Here is a 13,313-nt window from a genome sequence, read left to right as displayed (position 1 = left end):
AACCGGTAAACAGGTCCTGACATAAGGTTTTGACTGGAGTGGTTATGGTTGATCGGCATGACTATGTGGCCCTGGAATGGGTCAAGGGCGAAATTGCCGAAACCCTGAAGCTGGCGCATCAGGCGTTGGAGCATCTGGCGGACGACCCGCAGGCCCTGGATGCCCTCAGCCAGTGCCTGGAGGGCATTCATTTGGTCCATGGCAGCTTGCAGATGGTGGAGTTTTATGGCGCCGCGCTGCTGGCCGAGGAAATGGAAAAACTCGCCCTGGCCCTGCAGGAACAACGGGTAGCCCAGCGCGACGAAGCCCTGCGCCTGCTGCGCCAAGCCATCAGCCAGCTACCCCAGTACCTGGATCGGGTGCAGAGCGCACGGCGCGACCTGCCGCTGGTAGTGCTGCCGTTGCTCAATGACCTGCGCAGTGCCCGGGGTGAAAGCCTGCTTTCGGAAACCAGCCTGTTCAGCCCGCAACTGCCGCGCTTGCCGGCGCTCTCCGACAAGGCCCTGGCGGCCTTGGAGCCCCTGGAGTTCCCGACCCAGTTGCGCAAGCTGCGGCATATGCTGCAGACCGCTTTGGTAGAGCTGTTGCGGGAGCAGGACGACGAAACCAGCCTGGGCTACATGGCCAAGGTCTTCGAGCGTCTGGAGGCCTTGTGCCAGGACGCGCCGTTGGCACCCTTGTGGCATATCGCCTCGGCCCTGGTGGAAGGCATGCGCCAGGACGTCGTTGCCAACAGCCCGGCGGTGCGCAGCCTGCTCAAGGACGCCGACAAGGAACTCAAGCGCCTGCTGGAGCAGGGCATGCCCGGCATCAACCAGCCCGCCCCCGACGAGTTGCTCAAGAGTCTGTTGTTCTATATCGCCAAAGCGCGCCATCCCACCCCATTGATGCTGACCATGAAAGAACGTTACGGACTGGATGACGCGTTGCCCGATAGCGCAGTGGTCGATGAGGAGCGGGCACGCATGGCCGGCCCCGACCGCGATGCCATGCGCTCGGTGCTGGCGGCGCTGTGCGATGGCCTGGTGCGGGTCAAGGAGCGCCTCGACCTGTTCGTGCGCAGCGATCGCCAGCACGCCAGCGACCTGGACGGCCTGCTGTCGCCGCTGCGGCAGATCGCCGACACCCTGGCGGTGCTGGGGTTCGGCCAGCCGCGCAAGGTGATCATCGACCAGTTGGCGGTGGTCCAGAGCCTGGCCCAGGGCCAGCGCGCGCCGGACGATGCGGTGCTGATGGATGTAGCCGGGGCCTTGCTGTATGTCGAGGCGACCCTGGCCGGGATGGTCGGCACCGTGGAGCCGGAAAGCCGTGAAGACAGCCGCCTGCCTACCACCGACCTGACCCAGATCCACCAACTGGTGATCAAGGAAGCGCGGGTCTGCCTGCAGCAGGCCAAGGACCTGATCGTCGAGTACATCGAGGCCGACTGGGAGCCCGAGCAGTTGGTTTCGGTTCCGGAGTTGCTGACTCAGGTGCGCGGTGCCCTGGCGATGATTCCGCTGCCGCGTGCGGCCAGCCTGATGGAGGCCTGCAATCAGTTCATCATCGAGAAGCTGCTGCTGGAGCAACGCCGCCCGGATTGGCAGCGACTGGATCATCTGGCCGACGTGATCACCAGCCTGGAGTACTACCTGGAGCGCTTGAGCGAAGATCACGAGGCGCCGGGAGAGAAGATTCTCGATGTCGCTGAAGCCGGTCTGGCTGCCCTCGGCTATGTACCGGTGGCACCGGTGCAGTTGGATCATGCCCTGAGCCCCAGCCCAGCCCAGGTAATGCAGGATTCGCAGGCACTGGATGAGCCTCAGGCAGAGCAATCCCTGGCAGAAGTGCTGGCGGTGCCGGTGTCGGCCCTTAACCCGCCAGCCTTGATCACTCCGGGCAGCCTGCTGCCGCCACCGGTGGACGAGGAACCGGTGGACGAGGAACTGCGGGAGGTCTTTCTCGAGGAAACCGAGGAAGTGCTGGAGATGCTCCGCGAGTATCTGCCGCGCTGGGCCGCCGATCCCCAGGGCAAATCCGCCTTGAGCGAGTTGCGCCGGGCCTTCCATACCCTCAAGGGCAGCGGACGCATGGTGCGCGCGCTGGTGCTTGGAGAGCTGGCCTGGGCGGTGGAGAACCTCCTCAACCGGGTACTGGAGCACAGCGTGGCCCCCAGTGACGAAGTCCAGCAACTGGTGGCCGATACCCTGGCGTTGCTGCCGGAGCTGATCGCCGAATTCGCCGCCCAGGCCCAGCGCCAGCGCGATGATGTCGACCGCCTGGCGGCGCGTGCCCATGCCCTGGCCAATGACGCTAAAGGCTCCGCAAGCGTGCCCGCCGAGGAGGCGGTCCTGGATCCGCAACTGCTGGAGATCTTCCGCAGCGAAGCGCAGACCCACCTGGACAGCATCAACCGCTTTCTCGACCAGGCTGCCGAGCACGTACCGCTGCAAGCCAGCGACGAGCTGCAACGGGCCCTGCACACCCTCAAGGGCAGTGCTTCCATGGCCGGGGTGCTGCCGATCGCCGAGCTGGCCGGCCCCTTCGACCAATTGGCGCGGGAATACCGGGCGCACCTGATCCCTCTGGATCTGGACGAAGTGGAATTGCTGCTGGAGGCCGAGGGCCTGCTGCGTCGCGGCCTGCGCCAACTGGACAGCGACCCGCTGGCGCCCATCGATGGCGCCCGCGCCTTGGCCGGTCGCGCCCTGGCCCTGCTGGGCGAGCGTCTGGATACCCTGCTCAGTGCCCCGGACAGTGCGTCCCGGGCCAAGCGCGATCCACAACTGATCAACAACTTCCTGGCCCAGGGCATGGACATCCTGCTGGACGCTGAAAATCTGCTGCGGCGCTGGCAACAGCATCCCGGCGAGCGCCAGGAACTCAGCGCCCTGCTGGACGAATTGACCACCCTTGGCGAAGGCGCGCACCTGGCGGACCTGCACCCGGTGGACGCGTTGTGCGAAGCCTTGCTCGACCTGTACGGCGCGGTGGAGGAGAGCAGCCTGGCGGTCAGCGAGCGCTTCTTCGATGAAGCCCAGAGTGCCCATGAAGCCTTGATCAACATGCTCGACGAACTGGCGGCGGGCCAGGAAGTCAGCCCGCGCGCGGATCGGGTCCAGGCCTTGCGCGAGTTGCTGGGCGAAGGCCTTGATCCGTCCGCCACAGGCCTGATCAGGAGCGATGGCAGTCGCACCCTGAGCATCACCGAACTGGGAGCGGCCACTGCGCGGCTGGAGCAGGCTCCTGAGCATCCGGGGGCGGACGAGGAGATCGTCGAGATCTTCCTCGAGGAGGCAGTGGATATCCTTGAAAGCGCCGACCAGGCCCTGCAGCGCTGGCTGGCGGATCCTGAAAACGGCGCACCGCTGTCGTCCCTGCAACGAGACATGCATACCCTCAAGGGCGGTGCACGAATGGCCGAAGTGGCTCCGGTGGCCGAGTTGGCCCACGAGCTGGAGTCGCTCTACGAGGGATTGGTGGACCGGCGCTACAACCACAGCCCGCACCTGGGCCTGCTGTTGCGCGGCAGCCATGAACAGTTGGCGCTGCTGTTGGAGCAGTTGCAGGGGCAGCGCTCCCTGGATGATTCCCGGGCCCAGGTCGATGCGGTTCGCGCTTATCGACAACAGACCGGCAACCCCGTAGAGCTCCCCCAGAGTGCGACGCTGGAGGACAGCTCGGCCCAGGACCCGGAGCTGCTGGAGATCTTCCTCGAAGAAGGCTTCGACATCATCGACAGTTCTGCCGCAGCGCTGAGCCGTTGGCAAGCCGAGCCCCAGGCGCGACAGGAAGTGGAAACCCTGCTACGGGACCTGCATACCCTCAAGGGCGGCGCGCGGATGGTGGAAATTGCCCCCATCGGCGATTTGGCCCATGAGTTGGAGTTCCTCTTTGAAGGCCTGTCCGCCGGCTTGCTGCAACCCAGTCCGGCGCTGTTCACCCTATTGCAGAAGAGCCACGATCGCCTGGCTCAGATGCTCGATGCTGCCCGGGCCGGACAACCTATCGAGCCGGCGCAGAAGCTCATCGATGCCATCCACGACCTCAGCCACCCGCGTGTGCCGTCGACTTCCAATGTGGAAACGCCGTTGCCGGCGAGCAAGCCTGAACCTGTCACGCCTGCTCCGGAGGCCACGGCTGCCGGGGACATGGTCAAGGTATCGGCGGAGCTGCTGGATGACCTGGTGAACCTGGCCGGGGAGACTTCGATCTTCCGTGGTCGTATCGAGCAGCAGGTCAACGATGCCCGGGTCACCCTGAGCGAGATGGAAACCACCATCGAGCGCATGCGTGACCAGTTGCGCCGCCTGGACACCGAAACCCAGGGGCGGATTCTCAGCCGCCAGCAGGTGGAGGCCGAGCGCCTCGGCTACGAAGAGTTCGACCCGCTGGAAATGGATCGGCATTCACAACTGCAGCAGCTGTCCCGAGCGCTGTTCGAATCGGCTTCGGACTTGTTGGACCTCAAGGAGACCCTCGATCGGCGCAACCACGACGCCGAAAACCTGTTGCAGCAGCAGGGGCGGATCAACACCGAGTTGCAGGAAGGCCTGATGCGCACGCGCATGGTGCCTTTCGAACGCATGGTGCCACGGCTCAAGCGCATCGTTCGCCAGGTGGCCGAAGAGCTGGGCAAGAAGGTGGAGTTCGTGGTCGGCAATGCCGAAGGGGAAATGGATCGCAACGTCCTCGAGCGCATGGTCGCGCCTCTGGAGCACATGCTGCGCAATGCCGTCGATCACGGCCTGGAGTCCGCCGACGTGCGCCGTGCGGCGGGCAAGCCGGAGCAGGGGAGGATCACCCTCGACCTGTCCCGGGAGGGCGGCGACATGATTTTCGACATGCGCGACGACGGCGCCGGGGTGCCCCTGCAAGCCGTGCGCAACAAGGCCATCAAGCGTGGCCTGCTGGACCCACAGGCACAGCTCAGTGATCGTGAGGTGCTGCAGTTCATCATGCAGCCGGGGTTTTCCACGGCCGAGAAGATCACCCAGATCTCCGGGCGCGGGGTGGGCATGGACGTGGTCCATGAAGAGGTGCGCCAGCTGGGCGGCAGCATGAGCATCGACTCGATTGCCGGGCAGGGCGTGCATTTTCGCATCCGCTTGCCGTTCACCGTCTCGGTCAACCGAGCGCTGATGGTGCAATGCGCCGACGAGCAGTACGCGATTCCGTTGAACACCGTGGAGGGCATTGTCCGGGTCTTGCCGGGAGAGCTGGACGCTTATTACCCGCTCGATCCGCCGCGCTATGAATACGCCGGCCAGCGCTACGAGCTGTGCTATCTGGGGGAGTTGCTGCACACCGTGCCACGGCCGAAACTGCTGGGCCAGGTATTGCCGTTGCCGGTGCTGCTGGTGCACTGCAACGAGCAGCGGATTGCGGTGCAGGTGGATGCCACCTTCGGTACCCGGGAGATTGTGGTCAAGAGCCTGGGGCCGCAATTCGCCGCGGTCCAGGGTTTGTCCGGGGCGACCATCCTCGGCGATGGCCGGGTGGTGCTGATTCTCGACCTGCTGGCGCATATCCGCGCGCAGCAGGCACTGACGCCAGTACCGCGAGTTGCCGGGGAGGAAGTGGTTGGCGAGGCAGAACCGACACGGCCGATGCTGGTGCTGGTAGTGGACGACTCGGTCACCGTGCGCAAGGTCACCAGCCGCCTGCTGGAACGCCACGGGATGAACGTGCTCACCGCCAAGGATGGGGTCGACGCCATGGCGTTGCTGGCCGAGCACACCCCGGACCTGATGCTGCTGGACATCGAGATGCCGCGCATGGACGGTTTCGAAGTGGCGATCCAGGTACGCAACGACCCTCGATTGCAGCACTTGCCGATCATCATGATCACCTCGCGTACCGGTCAGAAACACCGCGACCGGGCCATGGCCATTGGCGTCAACGACTACCTCGGCAAGCCCTATCAAGAGTCGGTGCTGCTGGAAAGTATCGCCCTGTGGAGCAAGACCCATGCTTGAACACCGATCCAGCAGCCTGACCGGGCTGTTGCTGCCCCTGGCCGACCGCACCCTGATCCTGCCCAATGTCGCGGTGGCCGAGCTGATCGATTATCAACAGGGCGCCTTCGACCTGGACTCGCCGCCCTGGTACCTGGGACGGGTGCTATGGCGTGAGCGGCAGATTCCCCTGATCAGCTTCGAGTCGGCCTGTGGCGGCAAGACAGTGATTGGCGAGCGTGCGCGGATCGTCGTGCTCAATGCCCTCGGCGGGCGCCCGGAGTTGAAGTTCCTGGCCTTGCTGGTGCAGGGCATTCCCCGCTCCTGCAAGCTCGACAGCCAGTTGAGCTATGTCGATGTGCCCCTGGCGCCGCTGGAGAAAGCCGCGGTGCAAGTGGCCGAGCAAGTGGCCAAGGTGCCGGATCTGCTGGCGCTGGAAGAGTTGCTGGTGGAAGCGGGATTGGTTCTCTAGGCCTCTTTCGCCGGCCAGCCAGCTCCTGCAGGTCATGCAAAGGCTGCTGCAGGAGCTGGCTGGCCAGCGAAAGCGTTAGGCGTCTTGCAATCTGTCGCGCACTTCCATCAGCGCATAACCCAGCAGGTTGAGGCCGCGCCATTGTTCCGCTCGGCTGGCCTTGGCATCGTCGGCCGCCAGGCCAATGCCCCAGATCCGATCCACCGGGCTGGCTTCCACCAGCACCTGGTCGCGGGTGGACAGCAGGTACTCGCCAAGGGCCGGATGCTGGCTGAACTTCGCCAGGTTGCCGCGTACCACGATGTCGAAGCGCGCCTCGGTCCAGCGTGCGTCATCGAAGCCGCGTACTTCCCGGCCCAGTTGCTTGACGTCGGCGGGAGTGACGGCCTTGAGGATACGGGCGTGAGTGTCTTCGTCGTCGAACAGCCGGGCCTTGCCGGCCATCATGAAGTGCTCGGCGCTGGGGTAGTGAATACCCTCGATCTCGAAGCCGGTGGCGAACCACTGGCTGAAGCAGCTCTGGCTGACGCGTCCGTCCCGAGTCGGCTGGTGCCCCCAGAACATCAGGTAGTCGGGCTTCAGACCGTGCTTGATCTGCTCCAGCAGTACCTGGTTTGAGCGAATCGGTGTGTCCATGATGACTCTCATCGTTGTCTGCTTGGGCCATTCATTGGCCGGTCCGGCGTGCATTGTGTACCCAGAGCGAGGCAGGAAGCCATGGGGGTGGCAATCGTTACGCTCAGCGTAACTATCCGGCATCGGGCTTGATTGATGCCCTTGGGTTTCACTCCTATGGTGACTGCCACGACAGCGAACCCGTGGAGTGAGCATGACAACAACAATATCCCCCGACGCGCGTTGGTCGCGGCGGCGCAGCGAAAAGCAGCGGCGCCTCGAGCAGGTGCGGGCCATCGCCGATGGCGTGGTGTTGCCGACCGACAAGATTGTCGCGGCGCTGGAAGCCCTGATCCTGCCCGGCGACCGGGTGGTGCTGGAGGGCAACAACCAGAAGCAGGCGGATTTTCTCTCCCGCTCCCTGGCCAAGGTCGACCCGGCCAAGCTGCATGACCTGCACATGATCATGCCCAGCGTCGGCCGCTCCGAGCACCTGGACCTGTTCGAACGCGGCATCGCCCGCAAGCTCGATTTCTCGTTCGCCGGTACCCAGAGCCTGCGCATCAGCCAGTTGCTGGAAGACGGGCTACTGGAAGTCGGCGCGATCCATACCTACATCGAGCTCTATGCGCGGCTGGTGGTGGACCTGATCCCCAATGTGGTGCTCTCGGCCGGTTTCATGGCCGACCGCGCCGGCAATATCTACACCGGCCCCAGTACTGAGGACACGCCCGCGCTGATCGAGCCGGCGGCTTTCAGCGACGGTATCGTTATCGTCCAGGTCAACCAGTTGGTGGACGATGTCAGCGAGCTGCCGCGGGTGGATATCCCGGCGTCCTGGGTGGACTTCGTGGTGGTGGCCGACAAGCCGTTCTACATCGAGCCGCTGTTCACCCGTGACCCGCGGCATATCAAGCCGGTGCACGTGCTGATGGCGATGATGGCGATCCGCGGCATCTACGAAAAGCACAATGTGCAGTCGTTGAACCACGGCATTGGTTTCAACACTGCGGCGATCGAGCTGATCCTGCCGACTTACGGTGAATCCCTGGGGCTCAGGGGCAAGATCTGCCGCAACTGGACCCTCAACCCGCATCCAACCCTGATCCCGGCGATTGAAAGCGGTTGGGTGGAAAGCGTGCATTGCTTCGGCACCGAACTGGGCATGGAAAACTACATCGCCGCACGTCCGGACGTGTTTTTTACCGGTCGCGATGGCTCCCTGCGCTCCAACCGGATGTTCTGCCAATTGGCCGGGCAGTACGCGGTGGACCTGTTTATCGGCGCCACTTTGCAGGTCGACGGGGATGGCCATTCCTCCACCGTGACCCGTGGCCGCCTGGCCGGTTTCGGCGGGGCGCCGAACATGGGCCACGACCCGCGTGGCCGTCGTCACGGCACCCCGGCCTGGCTGGACATGCGCCAGGACCAGAGCGACGCGCCCCAAGCGATGCTCGAACGGGGCAGGAAACTGGTGGTGCAGATGGTCGAAACCTTCCAGGAAGGCGGCAAGCCGACCTTTGTCGAAACCCTCGATGCGGTGGAAGTGGCGCGCAAGAGCGGCATGCCCTTGGCGCCGATCATGATCTACGGCGACGACGTGACCCATCTGCTGACCGAGGAAGGCATCGCCTACCTGTACAAGGCCCGCTCCCTGGAGGAGCGCCAGGCGATGATCGCCGCGGTGGCCGGGGTTACCGCCATCGGCTTGCGGCACAACCCCAAGGACACCGCGCGCATGCGCCGTGAAGGCCTGATCGCGCTGCCGGAAGACCTCGGCATCCGCCGTACCGACGCCAGTCGTGAACTGCTGGCGGCGAAGAGCGTCGCCGATCTGGTGGAGTGGTCCGGTGGCCTGTACAACCCGCCCGCCAAATTCAGGAGCTGGTAATGCACGCATTCAACCTGCAATCACAGCCCCTGAGCCTGGCCGAGCACCTGGCGGACCTGGCGGTGGACGCATTGATCGACGAAGCCGATCTGTCGCCCAAGCCGGCACTGGTGGACCGCCGCGGCAATGGCGCTCATACCGACTTGCACTTGGGGCTGATGCACGCCTCGGCCCTGGCCTTGTGGCCGGCCTTCAAGCAAATGGCCGAGGCCGCGCTGGCGTTGGGGGCGGTTGGCCTGCCCCTGCGTGAAGCCCTGGGGCGCATCGGCCGTGAAGGCGAGCAGGCCATGCTCGCTACCACGGGCGGGGTGAATACCCATCGCGGGGCGATCTGGGCATTGGGCCTGTTGGTGGCCGCTGCCGCCCTGGAACCCGAATCTAAAGAGGCCAGCAGTGTCGCGCTGCGAGCCGCCGGGTTGGCGCTGCTGGACGACCGGCATGCCCCCCGGCCTCTGAGTCACGGTGCCCAGGTAGCGCTGCGCTACGGTGTGCGCGGCGCTCGGGAAGAAGCGCAGCAGGGCTTTCCCGCGGTGCTGCAACTGGGGCTGCCACAACTCAAGCGCAGTCGGGCTCAAGGCCATGGCGAGCAGAACGCCCGGCTTGATGCCTTGCTGGCGATCATGAGCCGGCTGGCGGACACCTGCGTGCTCTATCGCGCTGGTGAAGAGGGCCTGCAGGCCATGCAGAGCGGCGCCCAGGCGGTACTCGACGCCGGCGGCAGCGCGAGCCTGGCCGGCCGCCGCCGCTTGCATGAGCTGGACCTGCAACTACTGACCTTGAATGCCTCGCCCGGCGGCGCTGCGGACCTGTTGGCTGCGTGCCTGCTGCTGGACCGGATCGAATCCGCCGAGACCTTTATCCAGGGAGCGCTGTAATGGAAACCTTGAATTTTGAATTCCCCGCCGGCCAGCCCGGTCGTGGCCGCGCCCTGGTGGGCTGTGTCGGCTCCGGAGACCTGGAAGTGCTGCTGGAGCCGGGGCAGGCCGGCAAGTTGATGATCCAGGTACAGACCTCGGTGAATGGCAGCGCCTCGCGCTGGCAGCACCTGTTCGAGCGCATGTTCGACGGCCAGACGCCGCCGGCGCTGCTGATCGACATCCATGATTTCGGCGCCACCCCCGGGGTAGTGCGGCTGCGCCTGGAGCAGGGTTTCGAGGAGATCGGCCATGACTGATAGCGCACGCTTGTTGAACAAACACAGCTTCGTCGAACTGGGCGCCCGGCAACGGGCCCGGGCCCTGCTGGATGCCGGCAGTTTTCGTGAGCTGCTGGACCCGTTCCAGCGGGTCATGTCGTCCTGGCTGGAGCGTCAGGGCGTGGTGCCCCAGGCCGATGACGGGGTGGTGATCGCCAAGGGCAGCATCGCCGGTTTGCCGGTGGTGATCGCCGCCATCGAAGGCGCTTTCCAGGGCGGCAGCCTCGGAGAAGTGGGCGGGGCGAAGATTGCCGGAGCCCTGGAGCTGGCCGCCGAGGACAACCGCAACGGCATTGCTACCCGTGCCGTGTTGCTGCTGGAGACCGGTGGCGTGCGCTTGCAGGAAGCCAACCTGGGGCTGGCGGCGATTGCCGATATCCACGCGGCGATTGTCGATCTGCGCCAGTACCAGCCGGTGATCGGCGTGGTGGCCGGCAGCGTTGGCTGTTTTGGCGGTATGTCGATTGCCGCCGGGCTGTGCAGCTATCTCCTGGTCACCCAGGAAGCGCGCTTGGGCCTGAACGGCCCGCAGGTGATCGAGCAGGAAGCCGGGCTTGAGGAATACGACTCCCGGGACCGGCCTTTCATCTGGAGCCTGACCGGTGGCGAGCAGCGTTTCGCCAGTGGCCTGGTGGACCGTTATGTGGCCGACGATGTGGCGCAGATCCAGGCCCAGGTCCGCGAGCTACTGGCCCTCGGCCTGCCGCAACGGCAACGCAGCCGCGAGGCCGATCTCTATCTGCAACGCCTGGCCCGGCTGGACACAGTGCCGCAGATCGATGCGGCAACGGTTCGCGATCTGTATCAAGGAGACCGCTCATGAGTGCTTGTTCCCTGAGAGGGCTGAACTGGTTCAACGCCTTGAGTGGTGGTGCGGTGGCTGTTGCCGGATTGCCACCATCGTTGAAGGTCGCCGACGGCGAGTTGGGCGGCCAGCCGGCGCGTTTTATTGCCGTGGTGGTCGATCCCGAGAACCGCTTTGTCCGTGCCCGTAACGGAGAAGTCGGCTTGCTCGAAGGCTGGGGGCTGGCCAAGGCAGTGGATGAAGTGATCAGCGCCGACCGTGAGCAGGCCCACAAGCGTGCGCTGATTGCGATTGTCGATGTACCGAGCCAGGCCTATGGCCGGCGTGAAGAGGCCCTGGGTATTCATCAGGCCCTGGCCGGTGCCGCCGACAGCTATGCCCGGGCGCGGCTGGCAGGGCATCCGGTGATCGCGCTACTGGTGGGCAAGGCCATGTCCGGAGCCTTTCTGGCTCACGGTTATCAGGCTAATCGCCTGATTGCCCTGCGTGACCCCGGGGTGATGGTGCATGCCATGGGCAAGGCTTCGGCGGCGCGGGTCACCCTGCGCAGCGTCGAGGAACTGGAGGCCTTGGCCGCCAGCGTGCCGCCCATGGCCTATGACATCGACAGCTATGCCGGCCTGGGACTGCTCTGGCAAACCCTCTCGGTGCGCCAGATCGAACAGCCGACAATGGAGGACCTGGCACGGGTCAATGAATGCCTGCTGGAGGCGATTGGCGATGTGCGAGCCAAGGGCGTCGACCTCGGCAGTCGCCTTGGAGCCGCGAACCGAGTGGCGTCGAGCCGGGTTCGACAACTGCTGCGGGAGCAGTGGTGAACGGGCTCGGTCCCTGGCTGCCCCACGACTTGCTCTGGGGCATGACCCCGGAGCAGTTGGTAGCCGATGCGCCGGACTGGGCCTTTGCGGCACTGGAGGCGGGGCAGCCGGTGGTGGTGCGTCGCGCAGTGACGGCGCCCGGACAAATCGCCGTAGGACTGCGAGGTTCTTCCCGGGAACAGCGGTATCCGGCGCTGCTGGCATTGGACACGGTGCAGCGCGCAGTGCGCCCCGAGCAACTGTGCCATGTGCAGTTGCGACGGCCATGGCCGGCGCTCCAGGCGTTGCAGCAATTGCGCGGCGAGCTGGACGCTCTGGGGCTGGTCTGGGGCGTCAGTGGCAGTGCCGGATTCGAATTGGCCTCAGGGGTTGCCGCGCTGCATCAACAAAGCGATCTGGATCTGATCCTGCGTACTCCCGAGCTTTTTTCCCGGGTGCAGGCGCGGGAGCTGCTGGCGCTGCTGGACAGCGCTGGTTGCCCGGTGGACATGCAGTTGCAGGTTCCAGGCGGCGCGCTGGCCCTGCGTGAATGGGCCGGCCCGGCGCAACGGGTGCTGCTCAAGAGCGCCAGTGGCGCAAGGCTGGTGAGTGATCCCTGGGGTGCTCGGGAGCAGGCAGCGTGAGCAGCTTGCTGGTGTTTCCGGGCCAGGGCGCGCAGCAGCCGGGGATGCTCCGGCGCTTGCCGCAGACTCCCGAAGTGCAGGCCTGCCTGCAGGAGGCCGGCGAGGTGCTGGGCCAGGACGTGCTGACGCTGGACTCGGCCGAGGCCCTGGCAGCCACGCGAGCGGTGCAACTGTGCCTGCTGATTGCCGGGGTGGCTTGTGCCCGTTCCCTGCTGCAAGCGGGTGCCACGGTGAATTATGTGGCGGGGCTGTCCATCGGTGCCTATCCAGCGGCGGTGGTGGCGGGTGCCCTGGGGTTTGCCGATGCCTTGCGGCTGGTGAGCCTGCGCGGCGAACTGATGCAGCAGGCTTATCCACAGGGCTACGGCATGACCGCGTTGATCGGCCTCGACCTGGGGGCGGTGGAAGGACTCCTGGCCCAGGTCCACAGCCCGCGGATGCCGGTGTACCTGGCCAATATCAATGCCGACAACCAGGTGGTGATTGCCGGCAGCGACGCTGCCATGCAAGCCGTGGCCGAATTGGCCCGAGGTTCCGGCGTCGGCGTGGCCAGGCGCCTGGCGGTCAGTGTGCCGTCCCACTGTCCGCTGCTGGAGCAACCGGCACAGACCCTGGCCGCAGCGTTTGCCGGGGTGACCTTGCAGGTGCCCAGGCTGGGTTACCTGAGCGGCAGCCGGGCGCGGCCGATTCGCGGGGTGGAACCACTGCGCGACGACCTGGCCTTCAACATGTGCCGGGTAGTGGACTGGCGCGGCACCGTGCAAAGCGCCTACGAACGTGGGGTGCGCCTGCAGATCGAACTGCCGCCTGGCGCAGTGCTGACCGGGCTGGCGCGGCGAGTATTCGAGCAGGGTTCGGTGATCGCCTTCGACGGTGCGCGCCTGGACACCTTGCAGGCGCTGTTGCGTGAGGAGGAAAGCCGCGACCGATAGAGCACCGACTCAGGCTGACGAAGCAC

10 protein-coding genes are annotated in these 13,313 nt (G+C 65.5%); 9 read left to right on the top strand and 1 reads right to left on the bottom strand.

Translation table 11 applies throughout. The annotated features are described in order from the left end of the window. Window positions 1-44 precede the first annotated feature (44 nt). A complete protein-coding gene (locus GV818_RS02540) occupies window positions 45-5,957 on the top strand; it encodes an Hpt domain-containing protein (protein ID WP_161775758.1) in 5,913 nt (1,970 codons plus the stop codon). Beyond that, complete coding sequence (locus tag GV818_RS02535; protein ID WP_161775757.1) at window positions 5,950-6,408, top strand: chemotaxis protein CheW; 459 nt, start codon at window positions 5,950-5,952, stop codon at window positions 6,406-6,408. The genes GV818_RS02540 and GV818_RS02535 overlap by 8 nt, the downstream gene beginning before the upstream one ends. A gap of 75 nt (window positions 6,409-6,483) precedes the next feature. Here the strand turns inward: GV818_RS02535 and GV818_RS02530 are convergent, their stop codons facing one another. Then, complete coding sequence (locus tag GV818_RS02530) at window positions 6,484-7,044, bottom strand: NADAR family protein (RefSeq protein ID WP_161775756.1); 561 nt, start codon at window positions 7,042-7,044, stop codon at window positions 6,484-6,486. 193 nt (window positions 7,045-7,237) lie between these two features. On the opposite strand from GV818_RS02530, the gene mdcA reads away from it, so the two are divergent. Genes mdcA through mdcH form a run of 7 tightly spaced genes read left to right on the top strand, consistent with a single transcriptional unit; the run spans window position 7,238 to window position 13,287 of the window. Beyond that, window positions 7,238-8,914: a malonate decarboxylase subunit alpha gene (gene mdcA, locus GV818_RS02525; protein WP_161758605.1), complete on the top strand. Its 1,677-nt coding sequence runs from the start codon at window positions 7,238-7,240 to the stop codon at window positions 8,912-8,914. Next, window positions 8,914-9,789, top strand: a complete 876-nt coding sequence (locus GV818_RS02520; RefSeq protein WP_161775755.1) for a triphosphoribosyl-dephospho-CoA synthase — start codon at window positions 8,914-8,916, stop codon at window positions 9,787-9,789. Before mdcA ends, GV818_RS02520 begins: the two co-directional genes overlap by 1 nt. Continuing rightward, window positions 9,789-10,088 carry a malonate decarboxylase subunit delta gene (locus GV818_RS02515; protein WP_161758603.1) on the top strand — a complete coding sequence of 100 codons (300 nt, stop codon included), beginning with the start codon at window positions 9,789-9,791 and terminating at the stop codon, window positions 10,086-10,088. The genes GV818_RS02520 and GV818_RS02515 overlap by 1 nt, the downstream gene beginning before the upstream one ends. Beyond that, a complete protein-coding gene (locus GV818_RS02510; RefSeq protein WP_161775754.1) occupies window positions 10,081-10,932 on the top strand; it encodes a biotin-independent malonate decarboxylase subunit beta in 852 nt (283 codons plus the stop codon). The genes GV818_RS02515 and GV818_RS02510 overlap by 8 nt, the downstream gene beginning before the upstream one ends. Beyond that, window positions 10,929-11,732, top strand: coding sequence for a biotin-independent malonate decarboxylase subunit gamma (gene mdcE, locus GV818_RS02505; RefSeq protein ID WP_161758601.1), 804 nt, complete (start codon window positions 10,929-10,931; stop codon window positions 11,730-11,732). The genes GV818_RS02510 and mdcE overlap by 4 nt, the downstream gene beginning before the upstream one ends. Then, window positions 11,729-12,355 carry a malonate decarboxylase holo-ACP synthase gene (locus tag GV818_RS02500; RefSeq protein WP_161758600.1) on the top strand — a complete coding sequence of 209 codons (627 nt, stop codon included), beginning with the start codon at window positions 11,729-11,731 and terminating at the stop codon, window positions 12,353-12,355. Before mdcE ends, GV818_RS02500 begins: the two co-directional genes overlap by 4 nt. Beyond that, complete coding sequence (gene mdcH / locus GV818_RS02495; RefSeq protein ID WP_161775753.1) at window positions 12,352-13,287, top strand: malonate decarboxylase subunit epsilon; 936 nt, start codon at window positions 12,352-12,354, stop codon at window positions 13,285-13,287. The genes GV818_RS02500 and mdcH overlap by 4 nt, the downstream gene beginning before the upstream one ends. Window positions 13,288-13,313: the final 26 nt, after the last annotated feature.

It is taken from the genome of Pseudomonas sp. Fl4BN1 (assembly GCF_009908285.1).
GTDB lineage: Bacteria > Pseudomonadota > Gammaproteobacteria > Pseudomonadales > Pseudomonadaceae > Aquipseudomonas.
The sequence above is the reverse complement of the archived record's forward strand: the minus strand, read 5'-3'. Positions and strand labels throughout refer to the sequence as shown.